16 protein-coding genes are annotated in these 20,519 nt (G+C 61.9%); 14 read left to right on the top strand and 2 right to left on the bottom strand.

The window, feature by feature from the left end; genetic code table 11:
- Nucleotides 1-317 precede the first annotated feature (317 nt).
- From AAIH70_RS03535 to AAIH70_RS03490, 10 genes are all read left to right on the top strand, one after another.
- Nucleotides 318-4,124, top strand: coding sequence for a baseplate multidomain protein megatron (locus tag AAIH70_RS03535; RefSeq protein WP_132272943.1), 3,807 nt, complete (start codon nucleotides 318-320; stop codon nucleotides 4,122-4,124).
- Between the two features lie 15 nt (nucleotides 4,125-4,139).
- On the top strand, nucleotides 4,140-4,349 hold the full coding sequence (locus AAIH70_RS03530; protein WP_132272944.1) for a hypothetical protein: 210 nt from the start codon (nucleotides 4,140-4,142) through the stop codon (nucleotides 4,347-4,349).
- Nucleotides 4,350-4,771: 422 nt separating this feature from the next.
- Nucleotides 4,772-4,969, top strand: coding sequence for a hypothetical protein (locus AAIH70_RS03525; RefSeq protein WP_245519140.1), 198 nt, complete (start codon nucleotides 4,772-4,774; stop codon nucleotides 4,967-4,969).
- Nucleotides 4,970-5,032: 63 nt separating this feature from the next.
- Nucleotides 5,033-5,704, top strand: a complete 672-nt coding sequence (locus AAIH70_RS03520; RefSeq protein WP_132272946.1) for a response regulator transcription factor — start codon at nucleotides 5,033-5,035, stop codon at nucleotides 5,702-5,704.
- Nucleotides 5,694-7,091, top strand: a complete 1,398-nt coding sequence (locus tag AAIH70_RS03515) for a sensor histidine kinase (protein WP_132272947.1) — start codon at nucleotides 5,694-5,696, stop codon at nucleotides 7,089-7,091. Before AAIH70_RS03520 ends, AAIH70_RS03515 begins: the two co-directional genes overlap by 11 nt.
- 213 nt (nucleotides 7,092-7,304) lie before the next feature.
- Nucleotides 7,305-7,709 (top strand): hypothetical protein, encoded by a 405-nt coding sequence (locus tag AAIH70_RS03510; protein WP_132272948.1) that lies wholly within the window; start codon nucleotides 7,305-7,307, stop codon nucleotides 7,707-7,709.
- Nucleotides 7,710-7,933: 224 nt separating this feature from the next.
- Entirely contained in the window at nucleotides 7,934-9,106 is a 1,173-nt protein-coding gene (gene ccmI / locus AAIH70_RS03505) for a c-type cytochrome biogenesis protein CcmI (RefSeq protein WP_132272949.1), read from the top strand.
- A complete protein-coding gene (gene ccmE / locus AAIH70_RS03500; RefSeq protein ID WP_430033124.1) occupies nucleotides 9,103-9,594 on the top strand; it encodes a cytochrome c maturation protein CcmE in 492 nt (163 codons plus the stop codon). The genes ccmI and ccmE overlap by 4 nt, the downstream gene beginning before the upstream one ends.
- Nucleotides 9,591-11,588: a heme lyase CcmF/NrfE family subunit gene (locus AAIH70_RS03495; protein WP_132272951.1), complete on the top strand. Its 1,998-nt coding sequence runs from the start codon at nucleotides 9,591-9,593 to the stop codon at nucleotides 11,586-11,588. Before ccmE ends, AAIH70_RS03495 begins: the two co-directional genes overlap by 4 nt.
- A gap of 242 nt (nucleotides 11,589-11,830) precedes the next feature.
- A complete protein-coding gene (locus AAIH70_RS03490) occupies nucleotides 11,831-12,313 on the top strand; it encodes a cytochrome c-type biogenesis protein (protein ID WP_430033536.1) in 483 nt (160 codons plus the stop codon).
- Nucleotides 12,314-12,404: 91 nt separating this feature from the next.
- Here AAIH70_RS03490 and AAIH70_RS03485 read toward each other — a convergent pair whose 3' ends face one another.
- A complete protein-coding gene (locus tag AAIH70_RS03485) occupies nucleotides 12,405-14,186 on the bottom strand; it encodes a methyl-accepting chemotaxis protein (RefSeq protein WP_165931969.1) in 1,782 nt (593 codons plus the stop codon).
- A gap of 389 nt (nucleotides 14,187-14,575) precedes the next feature.
- Between AAIH70_RS03485 and AAIH70_RS03480 the strand changes: the two genes are divergently transcribed.
- From AAIH70_RS03480 to AAIH70_RS03465, 4 genes are all read left to right on the top strand, one after another.
- On the top strand, nucleotides 14,576-14,776 hold the full coding sequence (locus tag AAIH70_RS03480; protein WP_112731693.1) for a hypothetical protein: 201 nt from the start codon (nucleotides 14,576-14,578) through the stop codon (nucleotides 14,774-14,776).
- 206 nt (nucleotides 14,777-14,982) lie between these two features.
- Nucleotides 14,983-16,563, top strand: coding sequence for a Do family serine endopeptidase (locus AAIH70_RS03475; protein WP_132272955.1), 1,581 nt, complete (start codon nucleotides 14,983-14,985; stop codon nucleotides 16,561-16,563).
- A 162-nt stretch (nucleotides 16,564-16,725) separates the two neighbouring features.
- Nucleotides 16,726-17,403 carry a response regulator transcription factor gene (locus tag AAIH70_RS03470; protein ID WP_165932009.1) on the top strand — a complete coding sequence of 226 codons (678 nt, stop codon included), beginning with the start codon at nucleotides 16,726-16,728 and terminating at the stop codon, nucleotides 17,401-17,403.
- Between the two features lie 8 nt (nucleotides 17,404-17,411).
- The gene (locus tag AAIH70_RS03465) at nucleotides 17,412-18,821 is read left to right on the top strand and encodes a sensor histidine kinase (RefSeq protein WP_132273691.1); all 1,410 of its coding nucleotides are present in this window, start codon (nucleotides 17,412-17,414) and stop codon (nucleotides 18,819-18,821) included.
- A 238-nt stretch (nucleotides 18,822-19,059) separates the two neighbouring features.
- Here AAIH70_RS03465 and AAIH70_RS03460 read toward each other — a convergent pair whose 3' ends face one another.
- Nucleotides 19,060-20,466 carry a gluconate:H+ symporter gene (locus tag AAIH70_RS03460; protein ID WP_132272956.1) on the bottom strand — a complete coding sequence of 469 codons (1,407 nt, stop codon included), beginning with the start codon at nucleotides 20,464-20,466 and terminating at the stop codon, nucleotides 19,060-19,062.
- Between the last annotated feature and the right edge of the window lie 53 nt (nucleotides 20,467-20,519).

Genomic DNA, 20,519 nt, shown 5'->3' with positions numbered 1-20,519 from the left:
GTAACGCTAATCGGCCAAGGCTTCATAGCACTACCTCCATGTTCGAGAGCAAGGCCCTTGCCGAGGCCGGTGGGGCCTATCCTCACCGGCGCGCCGGCTGGCGCGGCGCGTGCTGCTTCAGCTCCTGAACGTCTGCACGTTATCACAACCTTTGCGCGTGTAAATTGAGTTCGCCGCGACGTTCGCGACGATGGCGTGTGGTGCCTTGCGGGCCGTTTTTGCCGTGCCTTGGCGATGCCGCTTGGCTGCCGGAAGGCCGCTGCGGGGATCGTGGCAGCCCTTTCATTTCCGACCTCCAAAAACCTTGAGGTTTTCCTTTGGCCACGATCCTGTTTCAGGCGGCGGGGGCCGCGCTTGGTGGTGTTTTTGGACCCGTCGGGGCGATCATCGGGCGGGCGGCGGGCGCTCTGGCCGGCAGCATGGTCGACCGGGCGCTGATCAATGGCAGCGGCAAAATTTCCGGTGCGCGGCTGGCGACGGCGCGCATTCCGGGGGCGGATGAGGGCACGGCGGTCAACCGGGTTTATGGCACGGTGCGGGTGGGCGGCACGCTGATCTGGGCGACGCGGTTTCAGGAGGATGTGACGCGCGAGCGTACCGGCGGCAAGGCGACGCGCGGGCCGACCGTGGAGACGTTTTCTTACTTCGGCAATCTGGCGGTGGGGATTTGTGAAGGGCCGATTGCCGGGGTGCGGCGGGTCTGGGCAGATGGCAAGGAGCTTGATCTGACCGGCATCGAGATGCGGGTGCATCTCGGGTCGGAAGATCAGTTGCCGGATCCGTTGATCGAGGCCAAGCAGGGTGAGAGCAGAGCGCCGGCCTATCGCGGGCTGGCCTATGCGGTGTTCGACCATTTGCCGCTCGACACGTTTGGCAACCGTTTGCCGCTGATCCAGTTCGAAGTGGTGCGGCCGGTGGGTGTGCTGGAGGGTCAGATCCGCGCGGTGACGATCATTCCCGGTGCGACAGAGCATGGGTATGCCACCGTGCAGGTCAAGGAAGTGACCGGCGACGGCAGTGCGCGGATTCTCAACCGCAACACGCTGACGGCGGCGACCGACTGGCAGGCTTCGATCGACGAACTGGTATCGTTATGCCCGAACCTCGAGCGCGTGGCGCTGGTCGTGTCCTGGTTCGGGAGCGATCTGCGGGCCGGGGAGTGCCGTATCCTGCCGGGAGTGGAGGTGCGGGCGCGGGCGGATGAAAGCCTGCCGTGGAGCGTGGCCGATTTTTCGCGTGGTGATGCGCATCTGATCAGCGAGAACGGCGGTGGGCCGGCCTATGGCGGCACGCCGGGGGATGACGATGTGCGGCAGGCGATTGCCGATCTCAAGGCGCGTGGACTGCAGGTCTATCTTTATCCGTTCGTGATGATGGATGTGCCTGTCGGCAATGGTTTGGCCGATCCGCATGGCGGCGCGGAGCAGGCGGCCTATCCTTGGCGGGGGCGGATTTCGTGCCATCCGGCACCGGGACAGGCGGGCTCGCCGGACGGCAGCGTGGTGGCGCACGCTCAGTTGGAGGTGTTTGCCAATCGTGCCGATGGGTATCGCCGGATGCTGCTGCATTATGCGCATCTGTGTGCCGATGCGGGCAGTGTCGACGGGCTGATCATCGGCTCGGAACTGCGCGGGTTGACGCAAGTGCGTGACGAGGCAGGTGGCTTTCCCTTCGTGCGCGAACTGGTGCGGCTGGCTGGGGATGTGCGGGCGATCGTCGGGCCGGGAACAAAACTCACCTATGGCGCCGATTGGAGCGAATATTTTGGTTATCACCCGCAGGATGGCTCGGGCGATGTGTTCTTTCATCTCGATCCGTTGTGGGCATCCGATGCCATCGATGCGGTCGGCATCGACAATTACATGCCGCTGTCGGACTGGCGGGATGATGATCTTGGCGCGGCCAATCCGGATGGTGCGCGTCTGGCCGATGACGTTTCCGCCCTGCAGGCCGGGATAAACGGCGGTGAGGGGTTTGACTGGTATTATGCCAGTGATGCCGACCGGGCTGCGCGACAAAGGTCGCCGATCAGCGATGGGCTGGCGGGCAAGCCCTGGACCTTTCGAGCCAAGGATTTTTCCGGATGGTGGAGCAATCTGCATTTCGACCGGATGGGCGGACGCGAGCTTGTGCAGCCGAGTGCGTGGCGGCCGGGGCTGAAACCGATCTGGTTCACCGAGCTTGGCTGCGCGGCGATCGACAAGGGGGCGAACCAGCCCAATCTGTTTCTCGACCCAAAATCGTCCGAAAGCAGGGCGCCGCATTTTTCCAGCGGGGCGCGCTCCGACAGCATGCAGCGGCGGTTTCTCGAGGCGCATCATGGCTGGTGGCAGGCGCCGGAGCGGGCGGGTTCGGGCATGGTCGATCCCGGCCATGTGTTTGTGTGGAGCTGGGATGCGCGGCCGTTTCCGGCCTTTCCGAACGATCTTTCCGTGTGGAGCGATGGCGGCAACTGGCGCAGCGGGCATTGGCTGAATGGCCGGCTGGGGGCTACGACACTGGCCGATGCGATCGCGGCCATTCTGACCGATCACGGTTTCGATGATTTTGATGTGTCGGAGGTGAGCGGCGACCTGACCGGCTATGTGCAGGGGGAACTGGCTTCGGCGCGAACGCTGATCGAGCCGCTATTGCTGGCGTTTCGCGTCGATGTGACCGAGGATGGCGGGCGTTTGCGATTTCGCTCGCGCGGCAGGGTGAGCCTTGTGCCCGCCGATATCGATGTGCTGGCCGACCTCGACGATCAGCCACTGTGGTCGGAGACGCGTGGGCATGACAGCGATTTTGCCGCCGAAGCGATCCTGGCCTCGTTCAATCCGGTTCTGGATTATGAACAGGCGAGCGCGCGCTCACGCCGGGCGAAGGCGCAGAGCCAGCGGATCCTGCGTTGTGACCTGCCGGCGGTGCTGGCGGAAGAGACGGCGCAGACGGCGGCGGAAGATCTTTTGCGCGACAACCGGCTGGCGCGGCGCAGCGTTTCGTTCGCGCTGTCGCCGGCCGAACTGGCACTGGAAACCGGCGATGCCGTGCGGATTGCTGGCGGGCCGGATGGTGTCTTTCTCATCGAGCGGATCGAAGACGGGGCGGTGCGGCGGATCGAGGCGCGGCGGCATATGCCGGCGGCAACGGTTGCCGTTCTGCCGCACGAGGGCGGTGGGCGCGCCGTTGCCGGACAGCCGTCGGCGTCGTTTGCGCCGGTGGTGCATTTCCTCGACCTGCCGCGTTTCGAGCCGGGTGAAGCCCGGAATTTTGCGCGGGTGGCGGCGTTCTGCCGGCCGTGGCGGCGCATAGTGGTGTCGTCTTCGGCAACAGCCGAGGGTTTTCGGGCGCGCGCGCCGATCGAGCGGCCGGCACGGGTGGGGCGGCTGACGGCGGCGCTTGGGCCCGGTGTGAGCGGGCGGTTCGACCGCGCCGGCGTGCTGGAATGCGCGCTGTTTTTTGATGGCGTGTCCTCGGCGGAAACGTTGTCGGTGCTGAATGATGACAACCGGCTGGCGGTGAAGAGTGTTCTGGGCGGCTGGGAGGTGATCGGTTTTGCCAGCGCGGAAGAGATCGCGGAGGGGCGCTGGCGGCTGACGGAGCTTTTGCGCGGTCTTGGTGGCAGCGAGGATGCGATGCTGGCCGGGGCAGATACGGGCGCGGCGGTGGTGGTTCTGGATGCGGCGGTGGTGCCGCTGGGTCTGGCGTCGGAAGAGCGTGGTGTCGAGATGAACTGGCTGGTGGAAGCGGGCGGTTCCGCCGGTGGCCGGGCCGGGCCGTTTGTGTTTGCCGGCGGTTTGCGGTCGGAAATGCCGCTGGCGCCGGTGCATGTGGTCGGTGCGCGGCAGGCGGATGGTGCGATCGCCATGTCATGGGTGCGGCGCGGACGCGTGGATGCCGACAGCTGGGAGGCGGCGGAGATACCGCTCGACGAGCCGGATGAGCGGTATTTTCTGGAAATTATGAGCGGTGAGGTGGTGGTGCGCAGCGTCGAGGTGGCGGTGCCGGCTTATCGTTATGGCGCGGCTGAGCAGATTGCCGATTTCGGGAGTTTGCCGGGCGGTTTTGTGCTGCGCCTGCGCCAGATCGGGCGGGCGGTGCCGCTGGGTGTCGCGGCCATTGTCAACCTTGATTTCGAAGCGTGACGAAGGAGAAAAGTCATGGATGGCATGAAGGCGTGGTATCAGTCGAAAACGGTATGGGGCGCGCTGATCGCAGTCGGCGCGTCGCTGTTGCAGATCATGGGCGCGGAGGTGGATGCGGGCACGCAAGTCGAGCTTGCCGACCTTGCTGTGACGACGGTGGGGGCCGTCGGTGGGCTGATTGCCATCTATGGCCGGATTTCGGCGAAGAGCGAGATTGGCGGGTGAAACATCGGGAATGGCAAGCAAGCCGTTCAGCCGATCTCCCCCCATGTGGGGGAGATGCCCGGCAGGGCAGAGGGGGGTAGGACTGGCGCGAATGCCAATTTCGTTTCCTTTGCCGCACCGTCGTCCACCCCCCTCTGTCACCTTTCGGTGACATCTCCCCCACAAGGGGGGAGATCGAAGGAGCGAGCGGTGCCGTCGCAATCCCATCGGCCGCGCATGAAGCGTTTGTTGCACCAAAAGCGTGCAAAACATGGACTGTACGAAAGCCATCTTCCCCATTCATTTGCCATTCAGCCGCTGTTCGATACATAGTTCCTCAACGATTGGAACTCACTCTGTCCCTCTTACGGGTGGAAATGGTGGCTATGAAGAAATCGATGATCGGTGCGATTGCGACCTGCTTTCTGTTCGGCCTGGTGCCGATGCAGGCGACCGCGCGCGATTATTTGCTGCTGGTGGCGAGCGACTGTGGCGATGCCGCAAACAAGGTCGTACGCGATACCGGCGGGCAGCTTTTGTCGGCCCAGCCTTCCAATGATGGCCGGACCTGCATCATCACCGTGCTGGTTCAGGGCAGCGGCGAGCGTCCGCGCAAGGTTACCGTAAGGGTACCGATGTAATTCTCTGTCCGGTGCTCTTCAGCGCCGGGATATTCCAGGCCAAATTGCTTTCAAAGGACCGACATGCGCATTCTCGTGGTCGAGGACGACGTCAATCTCAACCGGCAGCTTGCTGATGCGCTGAAGGAAGTCGGCTATGTCGTCGATCAGGCCTTCGACGGCGAGGAAGGTCACTTCCTTGGTGATACCGAGCCTTATGATGCCGTGATCCTCGATATCGGCCTGCCGGAACTGGATGGTATCAGCGTCGTCGAAAAATGGCGCAGCAACGGCAAGGTCATGCCGGTGATCATGCTGACGGCGCGTGACCGCTGGAGCGACAAGGTGGCGGGTATCGATGCTGGTGCCGACGACTATGTGGCAAAACCCTTCCACGTCGAGGAAGTGCTCGCGCGGGTTCGCGCGCTGATACGCCGCGCGGCGGGACATGCGTCCTCCGAAATCGCCTGCGGGCCGGTGCGGCTCGATACCAAGGCGTCGAAGGCGACCGTCAACGGCGTGGCGATGAAGCTGACCTCGCACGAATTCCGTCTTCTCTCCTATCTCATGCATCACATGGGTGAGGTCGTGTCGCGCACCGAGCTGATCGAGCACATGTACGACCAGGATTTTGACCGCGACTCAAATACGATCGAGGTTTTCGTCGGCCGTCTTCGCAAGAAGATCGGCGTCGACCTGATCGAAACCGTGCGTGGCCTCGGCTACCGGATGCAAGCGCCAACCGATGCTCATTAGATCTGTCACCGCCCGCGTTCTGCTGCTCGCCACATTGTGGTCGGCCGTTGCGCTTGTGGTGATCTCGATCGTTATCACCGCGCTTTACCGGCAATCGGCAGAGCGCGCCTTTACCGATCTGTTGCGCGCGCAGCTTTACAACGTCATCAATTCGGTCGCGATCGGCGACGACAACAACATCACCGGCAGCCCGCAACTGGGTGACCTGCGCTTCTCGCAACCGGAGACCGGCTGGTACTGGATCATCGAGCCGCTCGGCACATTTGCCTCGCAGCCGCTATCGTCTTCCTCGCTCGGTGCGTCCAACATCGCCGTGCCGACGATCCTGAAAGTGCCGTTCAACAACCGTTATGAACGTTTTTATCCGACCACGGATGCCTATGGGAACAATGTTCTGGTGGCGGAAACCGAGGTCGTGCTTGATGGCGAGGGCAGGGCGGCGCGGTTTCGTGTGTCGGGCAATCTGAATGTCGTCGAGGAAGACACGTCCGCCTTCAACCGCAGCCTTTATATCGCGCTGGTGATTTTTGGCGTCTGCAGCCTGATCGTCAACGGTGCCGCCATTCTGTTCGGTCTGCGACCGCTCGATGAGGCGCGGCGCGCGCTGGAAAAAGTACGGCGCGGACAGGCGGAGCGGCTGGAAGGCGAGTTTCCGCGCGAGATCCGGCCGCTGGCGGTCGAGACCAATGCGCTGATCGAAAGCAACCGCCGTATCGTCGAGCGGGCGCGCATGCAGGTGGGCAATCTCGCGCATTCGCTGAAAACGCCGATCGCCGTGCTGCTGAACGAATCGCGGCTGCTGGACAAGGGCCATTCGGAACTGGTGCGCGGGCAGGCGGAAGCCATGCAGGGACAGGTGCAATCCTATCTCAACCGCGCCCGCATTGCCGCGCAGCGGGAATCGCTTTTGGCGCGCACCGAGGTGGAACCTGTGCTGGAACGTCTGGTGCGGGTGATGCGCCGCCTCAACCCGGAAAAGAGTTTTGCGCTGACGGTGGCGCCGGGCGGGCTGGCGCTTGCGATGGAACAGCAGGATGTTGAGGAGACGATCGGCAATCTTCTGGAAAATGCCGCACGCCATTCGCAACTGGCGGTGACGCTGACGGCGGCGGTGGGCGAGGCGCCGGAGGGGGCGGAAGCTGCCAAGAAGACCTGGATCGAGATCATCGTCGAGGATGACGGGCCGGGGCTGGAACCGGACGAGATCAAGGAAGCGATGAAGCGCGGCCGCCGGCTGGACGAAAGCAAGCCCGGCACCGGGCTGGGCCTTTCGATCGTGCGTGAGATCACCTCGGAATATCAGGGGCAGATCGAGCTGACGCGTGGCGCGCGCGGCGGGTTGCGGGCGCGGCTGGTGTTGCCGTCCGTGGTCAAGGATGCCGTCTGATAAAACGCAGGTCTTATCAGCATGTGTTGCGCGATCCCCGCGCCTGTCGTGAAAGTGAGATGGAAAAGGGTAAATCTTCTGATTTTCCACCTCGACCGGCGAGGATAAAGCGCTAAATGATGGGAAGGTTACAGCTGTCCCATTCTGACATCGGGAAAAATCCCGGTGAGATGCGGCAGGCCATTTGACGATTGCCTAACCGGTTGGAGACGCATGCGCTTTCATTTTGCCCGAATTGCCGTTTCATCGCTTTTTTCGGCTGGTATGCTGGCAGGCTGCACGACGACGGGCGGCGGCGCAAAGGTGTCTTCGGCATCCTATATCGCGGCATTGCAGGGCGGTGTGATTTCCCGCAGCGGCGTCGAGGTCGATAACAGCGACAAGCAGCGCGGGCTGGAAGCCGAATATCGCGCGCTTGAAGGTTCGCCGGGCGGCCAGCCGGTGGCCTGGGCCGGCAGCGGCATCAAGGGGCAGGTCGTTGCCAATGCACCCTTCCAGGTGGGTGCGCAGAATTGCCGCCAATATACCCACACGATCACGCCCGAGGGTCGCGCCGAGGTGAAGGCGCGCGGAACCGCCTGCCGCAATGCCGATGGCACGTGGACGCCGTTGCTCTGATCGCTTTGGCGGCTTAGCGGTCCCATCCATTCAAATTCTCGTGCAAAACCCGATAATGGCGGCAATCGCGATTGTCGGCTGTCAATTTCGTTTGTCCCAGGTCAAAGGCGGGTATATTCGAACCATTCTATAAAGGGCGTGGAAGCTGGGGCACGAGGTCTCAAATTCCCGTCACTGCGTGCCATGCTGTTTTATTGCCTGGCCGCTTGCGGTAATGGGCGCATATGTTGCTTTGGATTATTTTTGCCTGTCTGACGGCGGCTGTTGCCGCCCTTCTTATTCTGCCCTTAGCGCGTCCCGCCGAGGCGGCTGACGATTCCACGCAAGGGGAAGCGGCGGTCTATCGTGACCAGTTGCGCGAACTCGAGCGCGACAAGGGGCTGGGGCTGATCGGTGACGAGGAAGCCGAATATGCCCGCGCCGAAATCGGTCGACGGCTGATCGCCACGGCCGACAAGGGCGCCAAGGCCGCGGTTTCGCCGGCAAAACGCCGCGTTTCGCTGGCCGTCATGGGTGTGACCTTATTCATTCCTGCCATCGGGCTCTGTCTTTACGTGGCGCTGGGCAGCCCGTGGCTGCCGGCGCAGCCTTTGGCGGCAAGGCTGGAAAATCCCGGCAACAATCTCGAACTGCTGGTGGCCAAGGCCGAGCGGCATCTGGCGCAGAACCCGCAGGACGGGGCCGGCTGGGACTTGCTTGCACCGATCTATTTTCGCACCCAGCGTCTCGGTGATGCCGAGATGGCCTATCGCAATGCCATCCGTTTTCTCGGCGAAAGCCCGGAGCGGCTGGCGGGGCTGGGCGAAACGCTGGTGGCGGCCAATGACGGTATCGTCATCGAGGATGCCCGTACCGCCTTCGAGGCGGCGATCAAGCTGCGGCCGGGCGATGCGCGTGTGCGTTTCTATCTGGCGCTGGCGCTGGAACAGGCCGGCCGCAACGACGAGGCACGCGTAGCCTTCGAGCAGCTTGCCAATGACACGCCGCCCGGTGCGCCGTGGCTGGCGCTGGTCAACGAGCATATCGTCAAGACCGGCGGGCAGATGCAATCCAATCAGGGTGTTGTTTCGGGTGCGGGCCGTCCGCCGGGCAACCCGACCGACGCGGACGTGGCGGCGATCGGCGGCATGGCGGCACCCGACCGGCAGGCAGCGATCCGCGGCATGGTCGATACGCTGGCGGCGCGGCTGGAGGAAGAACCGAACAATATCGAGGGCTGGCTGCGGCTGGTGCGCTCTTACGGCGTGCTCGGCGATCGGCTGAGGGCGCAACAGGCGCTCGACAAGGGCCTGAAGACTTTTGCGCCGACGACAGGCGAGGGGCGGCAATTGGTGGCATTGGCTGCCGAAATGGGCATCGAGCCGCAGGCGCCGGTCGGCGAAGGAGCAAAACCATGACCCGCAAACAGAAACGTATGGCGGTGATTGCCGGCGGTGTCTCCTTCATCATGGTGGCGGTGCTTCTGGTGATGTTCGCCTTCAGCCAGTCGGTTGCCTATTTCTTCATGCCGGGTGATCTGAAGACGGCGCAGATTTCTCCGGGCACACGCATCCGTCTCGGCGGGCTTGTCGAGGCCGGATCGGTGAAACGCGATGCCGGATCGACCGTGACCTTTGTGGTGACGGATGGGGCGAACACCGTGCCGGTGAGTTATACCGGCATTCTGCCCGATCTTTTTCGCGAGGGGCAGGGCGTGGTGACCGAAGGGTCCTTCGATGCCGCCAGCCATGCCTTTGTGGCCGACTCGGTTCTGGCCAAACATGACGAGAACTATATGCCCAAGGAAGTTGCCGACCGTCTGAAGAAGGACGGTGTCTGGGAAGATGGCAGCGGCAAGGGTATGGCGCAGCCCAAGGGTGAAGCAGCGGGAGCGATCAAACCATGATCATCGAGATCGGTCATTTTGCTCTTGTGCTGGCGCTTGCCGTGGCGCTGATCGTGTCGGTCGTGCCGGTCATCGGTGCTGCCCGACGGGATGCGGCGATGATGGCGCTGGCGCCGGTCGGCTCGCTTGTCCTGTTTGCGCTGGTGGCGTTTTCGTTCGGCGTTTTGACCTGGGCCTATGTGGTTTCCGACTTCTCGGTGAAGAACGTCTGGGAAAACTCGCATTCGCTGATGCCGCTCCTCTACAAATACACCGGTGTCTGGGGCAATCACGAAGGCTCGATGATGCTGTGGCTGCTGATCGTGGTCCTGTTCAGCGCACTGGTCGTGGTGTTCGGCAAGAACCTGCCGGAGACGTTGAAAGCCAATGTTCTGGCCGTGCAGTCATGGATCGCCTCGGCTTTCCTGTTTTTTATCCTGCTGACATCCAATCCGTTCATCCGGCTCGATCCGGCCCCGGCGGAAGGGCAGGACTTGAACCCGATCCTGCAGGACTTTGGTCTCGCCATCCATCCGCCGCTTCTCTATCTCGGTTATGTCGGCTTCTCCGTCTGTTTCTCCTTTGCCGTCGCGGCGCTGATCGAAGGGCGTATCGACGCCGCCTGGGCGCGCTGGGTGCGTCCGTGGACGCTGGCGGCCTGGACGTTTCTCACCGCCGGCATCGCCATGGGTTCCTACTGGGCCTATTACGAACTAGGCTGGGGCGGCTGGTGGTTCTGGGATCCGGTCGAAAACGCCTCCTTCATGCCGTGGCTTGCGGGGACGGCGCTGCTGCATTCGGCACTGGTCATGGAAAAGCGCGAGGCGCTGAAGATCTGGACCGTGCTTCTGGCGATCATGACCTTTTCGCTGTCGCTGCTCGGCACGTTTCTGGTGCGCTCGGGCGTTCTCACATCGGTGCATGCGTTCGCCACCGATCCGACACGCGGCATCTTCATTCTCGGCATTCTGACGTTGTTCATCGGCGGTGCCTTCGTGCTGTTTGCATGGCGAGCACCACGGCTGAAAAGCGGTGGCCTGTTCCAGCCGATCTCGCGCGAGGGCGCGCTGGTTCTCAACAACCTGATCCTGACGGTGTGCTGTGCTACCGTTCTGACCGGGACGCTTTATCCGCTGGTGCTGGAGACGATCACCGGTGAAAAGATTTCCGTCGGTGCGCCGTTCTTCAACCTGAGCTTTGGCCTGCTGATGATCCCGCTTCTGCTGGCCGTGCCGTTCGGGCCGCTTTTGGCCTGGAAGCGCGGTGATCTGCTCGGCGCCATGCAGCGGCTTTATCTGGTGATCGGCGCGGCATTCGTGGCCGGACTGGTTCTCTATTACATCGAGAATGGCGGGCCGGTGATGGCCGCTCTGGGGCTGGCGCTTGCCTGTTATCTGATGCTCGGCGCGCTGGCCGATCTCTGGTACCGCGCCAATTTCGGCAAACTTGCCTTCAACGTGGCATGGCGGCGTCTCATCGGCCTGCCGCGTTCGGCCTTCGGCACGGCGCTGGCGCATTTCGGGCTTGGCGTGACGGTGCTCGGCATCATCATCGTTTCCACCTACCAGACCGAAACGGTGGTTGAGATGAAGCAGGGTTCCACGGCGGAAGCCGGCGGTTACAGCCTCGTGTTCGACGGCATGCGCCATGCGGTGGGGCCGAACTATACCGACGATCAGGGCCATTTCTCGATCAGCAAGGCTGGCGTCGTGGTTGCCGATACGTGGTCGTCAAAACGGCTTTATACGGCGCGCCGTATGCCGACCACGGAAGCGGGCATCGTCACCTTCTGGCTGAGCCAGCTGTATGTGTCGCTGGGTGATCCGATGGCCGATGGCGGCATCGTCGTGCGCATCTGGTGGAAGCCGTTCATCCTGTGCATCTGGGGTGGTTGCCTGATCATGATGCTGGGCGGCTTCGTGTCGCTCTCCGATCGCCGCTTGCGGGTTGGCGCACCGAGCCGCAAGGTCAAGGTGGCCAAGCCGGTGAAGCCTGTGATGGAGCCTGCGGAATGATGGGCGGACAATACCCTTCGACCTCCCATGAGGGCAATTGGATTGTGTTTGCACCGGGAGCTTGCGTCCAGCCGATCTCCCCCCTTGAGGGGGAGATGCCCGGCAGGGCAGAGGGGGGTAGTCCCGGCGATTTTGCCGATTCCAATGCATGTGCCGCACCCTCGCTACCCCCCTCTGTCACTATCGTGACATCTCCCCCTCAAGGGGGGAGATCGTTGGGAGCGCGCGGCTCCGTTCCTGCCATAAGAAATGGCCGGCAGGCCAGAGGGGGTGTTCTCGCCCTCATCCTTCTCGCTTTCGCCTTCCTCGCGCCGCTTCCCGCCTTGGCGGTCAACCCGGACGAGGTGTTGAAAAACCCGGTGCTGGAACAGCGTGCCAGAAATCTTTCGGCGCATCTGCGCTGCATGGTCTGCCAGAACCAGTCGATCGACGACAGTAATGCCGAGCTTGCCAAGGACCTGCGCGTGCTGGTGCGCGAACGCCTGACCGATGGCGATACGGACGAGCAGGTGCTGGATTATGTCGTGTCGCGCTATGGCGAGTTCGTGCTGCTGAAACCGCGCCTCAGCGCCAAGACGATCGCCTTGTGGTCAGCGCCGATCGCGCTCCTGCTGATCGGTGCGCTGACGATGATCCTGTTCGTGCGCAGCCGTCCGCCGTTGAAGACGGTGACGCCGCTCTCGGATGAAGAGAAGGCGCGGATCGACGAATTGTCGAAGGGGTAACAAAGCCCCATCAACACGAGGTTCGAAACAACAACGCCGCGAGCTTCAGGCTCGCGGCGTTGTTTTCGTTTGTGATCGTTTCAGGGACTGATCAGGCAACCGCTTTCAGCATCGAGGCGGCGGCGCCCGGAACCTGGGTGGCGGGCAGATAGAGCGACTGCCGGCCGTAACCGCGCGCATCCGTGCCGCGGGTGGCGGCATCCGAGCCGGGTTCGCGCACCCATTTGCGACGGTTGAGCTTGAAGCGCTTGACGAGCTGTTCCAGTTCGCTGGCGCCATTGGCAAGCGCACCGGCAATGGCGCTCATGTTGCTGACCATGGCGGCGTTTTCCTGCGTCATCTTGTCGAGCGAGGAGACGGCGGAGTTGATCTCGCCGAGGCTTGTCGACTGTTCCGAGGCGGCAACCGCGATCGCTTCGATATTGGTGTCGATCGACTGGACGTAACGCTCGATATCCTTAAGCGATTCGCCGGTGGCGCCGACGAGGCGCACGCCCTCCTGCACCTCGCGGGAGGAATTGAGGATCAGGCCGGAAATTTCCTTGGCGGCTGATGCCGAACGCTGGGCGAGTTCGCGCACTTCCTGGGCCACGACGGCAAAACCCTTGCCGGCTTCACCGGCACGCGCGGCCTCGACGCCGGCATTCAGCGCCAGCAGGTTGGTCTGGAAGGCGATCTCGTCGATCACGCCGATGATGTTGGAGATTTCCTTGGATGCCGCTTCGATGCGGTCCATGGCGTTGACGGTGGATGTGACGACCTGCACGGATTTCGTGGCAGCGGAGCGGGCTTCGACGACCAGTTTGCGGGCTTCGGCCGTGCGTTCCGACGATTGGCCGACCGTGACGGTGATCTGTTCCAGCGCTGCCGATGTCTGTTCCAGCGCCGCTGCCTGCTGTTCGGAACGATGGGCAATGCCATTGGCGCTTTCGCTCATTTCGCCGCTCTTGGCCGACAGCATCGTCGTCTGACCGAGAACCTGCTCCAGCGTCTGCTGGAATTTTGCCAGCGATTCGTTGAAATCGTGACGCAGGTGATCGAATTCCGGCACGAACGGGTCATCGATGGTGAAGCGGATATTGCATTCGGCCAGACGCTGCAGGCCGGCGCCGATTTCCTGAAGGGCGCGCACGCGGCCGGTCACGTCGGTCGCGAATTTCACGACCTTGAAGACCTTGCCGTCATCATCGAGAATGGGGTTGTAGGTCGCCTGGATGAAGATGGCGTTGCCCGACTTGTCGAAGCGCTTGAACTCATCGTTGAAAAACTCGCCGGCGGCCAGTCGCGGCCAGAATTCCGCATATTGCTGCGTGGCGACATAGGCCGGCTCACAGAACATGCTGTGATGCTTGCCAACGATCTCTTCCAGCGTGTAGCCGAGTGCGCCGAGGAAATTTTCGTTGGCATTGAGGATCTTGCCGTCGGGTGTGAACTCGATCATCGCCTGCGCGCGTTCGAGTGCAACGAGCTTGCCGTCGCTTTCAAGGCTATGAACCTTCGAGGCGGTAATGTCGCTGGCGATCTTGACGATCTTGACGACTTTGCTGCCGCGCATGACCGGATTGTAAGAGGCTTCGATCCAGATTTCCTGGCCGGTTTTGGAGAAGCGCTTGTACTGGCCGCGATCAAACCTGCCGGAGGCGAGCTTTTTCCAGAACTCAGTGTAATCCGAGGATTGTGCTTCGCGCGGATCTACGAAAATGCGGTGGTGCTTGCCGACGATTTCCTCGCGGGCGTAACCGACGGCGGCACAGAAATTGTCGTTGGCATCAAGGATTGTGCCATCCGGCTTGAATGAAATAATAGCTTGCGAACGATTGAATGCGTCCAGAACATCCGACGCATCACCGCCAATAAAAGACCTGAGGCTCACGAAAATCTCCGACAAATAAAATTTTCTGAGAATATTGATAAAAGTCATTAATTCGAAGTTACGAATAGTGCCTTTGATCAGGTAATTTATCGTTATATTTCGGCTACTTACGTCAGAAAAATGTGTGTGTCTGTCAGGTATGGTGGCGTTTATCACGATGACGGGTGAGATCGCCTGCGGCCGCCTGTCTTCATTCGCTTTGCCGCGGCCTTGAATATCGCCTTCCGCGTGCTGCCTGGCCTCTGGCAAGAAACCGCCGCAAAAAATGCCTTCTCGAAAAATTATCCTGAATCCCCCTTGCCAAACAACGGCATAGAAGTTTAGAATAATTCTAATATCATGAATGCGGGTGTCAGGTTTTGAGCCCGATAACAAAGAGGAAAAGCATTATGTCGAACACTGCTGCTTGCAAGGCCTGCTCTTTTTATGAAGATCACATCGTAAACGCTGGCGCTGCTGCCGAGGACGCTGGTCTCTGTCGTTTCAACCCGCCGGTTTCGCAGCCGGATGCCAACGCCCGTGGCCTGTGGCCGGTCGTTGCCGCCAATGACTGGTGCGGCCAGTTCGACGAAGAAGGTGCTGCTGCCTGATCAGGCGCCGCCGATGAATTTCGAAAGGGCGGGCCATTGGCTCGCTCTTTTTGATTCTGGCAACGGACGGGGAATGTCCGGTTTCCAAACATTACCAACAATTCATGTCGCGGACACGTGCAGTTAAGTTGCGCCTTCCTATATCTCTTCTCATCCACCGCAGCCGTCCCCTCCGGCGCACCATTTGAAGAGAAGAAGGTACCAACATGCTCAAGAGCAAAATCGGCCGCCCCTCGCTGAAGACTGTCCTCCAGACCACGACCGTCGCAGGCCTTGCCGCGGTCATGCTTTCGACCGGTATCCCTGCCCAGGTCGTCCAGTCCTTCGCAGCCCCGGTTTCCGTCACCGCGCCGCAGGTTCCAAGCTTCGCTGATGTCGTATCGGCAGTTTCTCCCGCCGTCGTTTCCGTTCGTGTCCAGTCCGACACGGAAACCGCATCCAACGATGAGCGTGGCGGTGGCAACGGTTTTTCCTTTGGCGGCCGCGGTTTTGAAAATCTCCCGGAAGACCATCCGCTGAAGCGCTTCTTCCGCGAATTCGGTGGCGAGCAGGGACCTGGTGGTCCGCAGGCTGGCCCGCGTGGCCGTGATCGCGCCGAGCGTGGTGGCCCGCAGCGTCCGCATCACCTGCGTCCGACCGCACAGGGCTCCGGCTTCTTCATCTCCGAAGACGGTTATGTCGTCACCAACAACCACGTCGTGTCCGACGGTTCGGCCTATACGGTCGTGCTGAATGACGGCACCGAGCTGGATGCCAAGCTGATCGGCAAGGACAGCCGCACCGATCTCGCCGTGCTGAAGGTCGACGCTTCCAGCCGCAAGTTCACCTATGTCAACTTCGCCGACGACAACAAGACGCGCGTCGGTGACTGGGTGGTGGCCGTCGGCAACCCGTTCGGCCTCGGTGGCACTGTTACCGCCGGTATCGTGTCTGCCCGTGGCCGCGACATCGGCTCCGGTCCTTATGACGATTTCATTCAGGTGGATGCCGCCGTCAACCGCGGCAATTCGGGTGGCCCGACCTTCAACCTCAATGGCGAAGTGGTCGGCATCAACACCGCGATCTTCTCGCCGTCCGGTGGCAATGTCGGCATTGCCTTCGCGATCCCTGCCTCGACCGCCAAGGATGTGGTCGCCGACCTGATGAAGGACGGCAAGGTAGAGCGCGGCTGGCTCGGTGTGCAGATCCAGCCGGTCAACAAGGATATCGCTGAAAGCCTCGGCCTGTCCGAGCCCAAGGGCGCGCTGGTTGTTGCCCCGCAGGAAGGCTCTCCGGGCCTGAAGGCCGGCATCAAGCAGGGTGACGTGATCACCGCCGTCAATGGCGACCCGATCAACGACGCCCGCGATCTGGCCAAGAAGGTTGCCGCCTTTGCGCCGAACACCAAGATTGATGTTTCGATCTGGCGTGACGGCAAGGCGCAGTCCGTTCCGGTGACGCTGGGTAACATGGCGGCTGACGAAGCAGTCAAGGCCGACAACTCCACCGAGGAAGACACCAAGCCTTCGACCGAACAGGCGCTGGCAAGCCTCGGCATCAGCGTGCAGCCTTCGGTAGAGGGGACTGGCCTGACGATTACCGACGTTGATCCGGACTCCGAGGCTGCCTCGCGCGGCATCAAGGAAGGCGAGACGATTACCTCGGTGAACAACCAGGAAGTTTCGACCGCCGCGGCGCTCAACAAGGTGATCGCCCAGGCCAAGAAGGACGGCCGCACCCGCGCGCTGTTCCAGGTCGAGGCCAACGGATCGAGCCGTTTCGTGGCGCTGCCGATCAACGAAGGCTGATCTCTCGTCAGACCTTAAGTGAAACGGAGGCGTCCGAACGGAGTGGTTCGGGCGCCTTTCATGTTCAAGGGAGCCGTGCCGATGGACATCAATCGCGATCAGGATGTGGGGACAGAGAAATCCGGTTTTACCGAAGCCTCGGGCGAGGTTATTGTCCCGCACATGAAGATTCTGGTGATTGAAGACGATCTGGAAGCCGCCGCCTATATGACGAAGGCTTTTCGCGAAACCGGCATCGTGGCGGATCACGCCAGCGATGGTGATAGCGGTTTGTTCATGGGCACGGAAAACGCCTATGACGTGATGGTCATTGACCGCATGTTGCCACGTCGCGACGGGCTTTCGGTGATTTCCGAACTGCGCAAACGCGGCATCAACACGCCGGTGCTGATCCTTTCCGCTCTTGGACAGGTGGATGACCGCGTGACCGGCCTGCGCGCCGGCGGCGATGATTATCTGCCAAAACCCTATGCTTTTTCCGAGCTTCTTGCCCGCGTGGAAGTGCTGGGGCGCCGCAAGGGTACGCCGGAACAGGACATGGCCTACCGCGTCGGCGATCTCGAACTGGATCGTCTGAGCCATGAGGTGAAGCGGGCGGGCAAGGAAATCCTGCTGCAGCCGCGCGAATTCCGCCTGCTCGAATATCTGATGAAAAATGCCGGCCAGGTGGTGACCCGCACCATGCTGCTCGAGAACGTCTGGGACTATCATTTTGACCCGCAGACCAACGTCATCGACGTGCATGTGTCGCGGCTGCGCTCGAAAATCGAGAAGGATTTTGACAGACCCCTGCTCAAGACCATTCGCGGCGCCGGCTATATGATCAAGGACGAGGCGTGAACCGCTTTTTGACCCGGCTTCGGCTGATGTTCCGTTCGACGGCCGTGCGGCTGTCCGGCCTCTATATCGTGCTGTTTGCGCTCTGCGCCGCGTTTCTCGTCTTTTATGTCACGGCAATGTCGGAACGGCTGCTGGTGCAGCAGACCCGGCAGACGGTGCAGGAAGAAATCGCCGATATTCAGCGCGCCTATGAACGAGGCGGCGTCAACCTGCTTTTGCGCATCATGGAACGGCGTGCCCGCCAGCCGGGCGCCAATCTTTATGTCATTGCCGGGCCGAATGGCGAAATGCTGGCCGGCAATGTCGCTTCGGTGCAGCCGGGCATATTGGAGACGGCTGGCTGGACGGAACGGCCGTTCACCTATGAACCCTATTCGGAATCGACCCGGCCGGGGCGCCATTTCGCCATTGCCAATGTGCAGCAGCTGGATAACGGTCTGCGCATGATGGTGGGCCGCGACCTCGGCGATCCCAGCCGTTTTCGTTATATCGTGCGGCAGGCATTGATGGTGGCGCTGACCATCATGGGCGTCGGCGCGCTGATCATCTGGTTCGGCATCGGCCGCAATGCCCTGAAGCGCATCGACCGGATGTCTGCGGCGAGCCAGAAGATCATGGCGGGTGATCTTTCGCAGCGGCTGCCTGTGGGGCGTTCCGGCGACGAGTTCGACCGCTTGTCGGCCAATCTCAATGCCATGCTGGAGCGGATCGAAAAGCTGAACGAGGGCCTGCGGCAGGTTTCCGATAACATCGCCCATGACCTGAAGACGCCGTTGACGCGGCTGCGCAACAAGGCGGCCGATGCGCTGGGCGAAAGCGACGACACGGTGCGCCGCAATGCGCTGGAAGGGATTATCGGCGAATCCGACCAGCTGATCCGCACCTTCAACGCGCTTTTGATGATTTCGCGTGTCGAGGCGGGGTCGATTGCGGCGGAAATGACGCCGGTCGATCTTTCCGCCATTTCGGCCGATAGCGCCGAGCTTTACGAACCGGTGGCCGACGAGGCGGGGCTGGAGTTGACGACGGAGATCGAGCCGGGCCTGACCGTCAACGGCAATCGCGAACTGATCGGCCAGGCAATCTTCAACCTGATCGACAATGCCATCAAATATGCCGCGGAAGCCGAGGGCGAAAAGAAGATCGTCGTGAAGCTGGTCAAGGCGGCCGATGGTCTGCGGCTTTCCGTGTGCGACAACGGGCCGGGTATTCCAGCCAACAAGCGCGATGCGGTCAAAAAACGGTTCGTGCGGCTGGATGAAAGTCGTTCGAAGCCGGGGACGGGGCTTGGGCTTTCGCTGGTCGAGGCGGTGATGGAACTGCATGGCGGCGGGCTGGAGCTTTCCGCGACCAATGGCGACGATGCGGATGTTCCGGGTCTCACGGTGACGATGGTGTTTCCGGTGGTGAAGGGGTGAGGGGCTGATAAAAGACCCCGCCCCAAACCCGACCGGGGCGAGCCACGTGTCTCGCCCGTCCTTCGGACCCCTACAAGGGGGAGGGGCTTAACCCAGCCGATCCGCCGAAGTGAATTGAGGCGGACCGTTGCGGCAAATTTTCTCCCCCTTTGTGGCGGGGTCCGAAGGACGCCGGCAGGCCAGAGGGGGACTTGCTTCACGAGGGGCGTCTCGGTTTCCCTTGATTGGCGCGGCCTTCTCACACCAGAGGCGGCGCCAGGTTCATCAGCAGGACCATCACCAGTCCCACCAGTGAGACGATCGACTGGATGACCGAAATGGTCGCGGTCGCTTCTCCCATCGACATGCCAAAACTTTCCTTCACCAGCCAGAAGCCGGCATGGTTGGCATAGTTGAAGAACAGCGAGCCGCAGCCGATCGACAGCGCCAGAAGCGAGGTGTTGAGTGCCGGATCGCCACCGGCGAGTGGCGCAAGCAGGCCCGAGGCGCCGACGATGCCGACCGTGGCCGAACCGGTCGAGACCGACAGGAGCATGGCGATCGACCAGCCGAGCGCCAGAGGCGACAGCGAGAACTGCTGGCTCATATGCATGATCGCATCGCCGACCTTGGCATCGGTCAGCACATGCTGGAAGGCACCGCCGCCGGCGATGATCAGCAACACGTTGGCGATCGGCTTGACGCTGGCCGACATTGAATTGCGCAACTCTTCCGTATCGCCGCCGCGACCCCAGATCAGCACGGACGCCGCAAACAGCACGCCGATCAGCATGGCAATCGCCGGATCGCCGAGGAAATCGGTGACGGTGAGGATTGCCGAATCTTTTGCGAAGATCAGTTCGGCGACGGCATGAAAAAGCATCAGCACGGCGGGCAGCAGCGCCGTGAGCAGGCTGATGCCAAGGCTTGGCGGGGTTTGCGCCGGTCTGGCGTCCGGTTCGGCCTCGTTGGCAGCCTTGACGGAAAACTGGTCGATCAGCGCCTGGTCCGGCCTGACCTTCAGGCGCGGGGTGACAATGGCGCCATAAACGGGTCCGGCAAGGATGATCGCCGGAATTGCGGCGATGAACCCGTAAAGCATGGTGGCGCCGATATTGGCCTTCAGCGAGGCAATCGCCGTCAGCGGGCCCGGATGCGGCGGCACCATGCCGTGCATGGCGGCAAGTGCTGCAATCACCGGCACGCCGACATAGACATAGGCCGAGCCCTTGATGGCTTTTGTCGCCTCAAGCTTGCGCGCAACGCTGAAGATCAACGGCAGAAGCACGACGAGGCCGACTTCGAAGAACATCGGGATGCCGATGACGAAGGCGGCGCCGGCCATGGCCCAGGGCAACATGCGCGTCGAGGTTTTTGCGATGATGAGGTTGGAAATGCCCTCGGTGACACCGCCTTCGGCAAGGATCTTGCCGAGCATGGCGCCGAGCGCGACCACGAGGCCGACCGCCCCGAGCGTGCCGCCGGCACCACTTTCGATCGACTTGATCAGCTTGTCGAGCGGCATGCCGGCAATCAGCCCGACGGCGATCGATGTGATGATCAGCGCGAGCAGGGGATGCAGCCTGATCTTCGAAACGATCAGCAGCACAAGGAAAACCACGCCGCCGACAGCGGTCGCGAGCAGCGCATAGTCTGAGGAACTCATAATCTCTCCCGAAGATATGACCTGCGGGCGTCGACCATTCCCGGTGACTCCTT

This window comes from Neorhizobium sp. BT27B (assembly GCF_050455485.1).
Lineage (GTDB): Bacteria > Pseudomonadota > Alphaproteobacteria > Rhizobiales > Rhizobiaceae > Neorhizobium.
The sequence above is the reverse complement of the archived record's forward strand: the minus strand, read 5'-3'. Positions and strand labels throughout refer to the sequence as shown.

What these genes read in the sequence shown, in the direction of transcription:
- AAIH70_RS03515 (WP_132272947.1), top strand. Translation starts at nt 5,694, where the DNA reads ATGCTCATTAGATCTGTCACCGCCCGCGTTCTGCTGCTCGCCACATTG.
- AAIH70_RS03525 (WP_245519140.1), top strand. Translation starts at nt 4,772, where the DNA reads ATGCAGGCGACCGCGCGCGATTATTTGCTGCTGGTGGCGAGCGACTGT.
- AAIH70_RS03460 (WP_132272956.1), bottom strand. Translation starts at nt 20,466, where the DNA reads ATGAGTTCCTCAGACTATGCGCTGCTCGCGACCGCTGTCGGCGGCGTG.
- AAIH70_RS03520 (WP_132272946.1), top strand. Translation starts at nt 5,033, where the DNA reads ATGCGCATTCTCGTGGTCGAGGACGACGTCAATCTCAACCGGCAGCTT.
- AAIH70_RS03480 (WP_112731693.1), top strand. Translation starts at nt 14,576, where the DNA reads ATGTCGAACACTGCTGCTTGCAAGGCCTGCTCTTTTTATGAAGATCAC.
- AAIH70_RS03510 (WP_132272948.1), top strand. Translation starts at nt 7,305, where the DNA reads ATGCGCTTTCATTTTGCCCGAATTGCCGTTTCATCGCTTTTTTCGGCT.
- AAIH70_RS03470 (WP_165932009.1), top strand. Translation starts at nt 16,726, where the DNA reads ATGAAGATTCTGGTGATTGAAGACGATCTGGAAGCCGCCGCCTATATG.
- AAIH70_RS03530 (WP_132272944.1), top strand. Translation starts at nt 4,140, where the DNA reads ATGGATGGCATGAAGGCGTGGTATCAGTCGAAAACGGTATGGGGCGCG.
- AAIH70_RS03475 (WP_132272955.1), top strand. Translation starts at nt 14,983, where the DNA reads ATGCTCAAGAGCAAAATCGGCCGCCCCTCGCTGAAGACTGTCCTCCAG.
- ccmE (WP_430033124.1), top strand. Translation starts at nt 9,103, where the DNA reads ATGACCCGCAAACAGAAACGTATGGCGGTGATTGCCGGCGGTGTCTCC.
- AAIH70_RS03495 (WP_132272951.1), top strand. Translation starts at nt 9,591, where the DNA reads ATGATCATCGAGATCGGTCATTTTGCTCTTGTGCTGGCGCTTGCCGTG.
- ccmI (WP_132272949.1), top strand. Translation starts at nt 7,934, where the DNA reads ATGTTGCTTTGGATTATTTTTGCCTGTCTGACGGCGGCTGTTGCCGCC.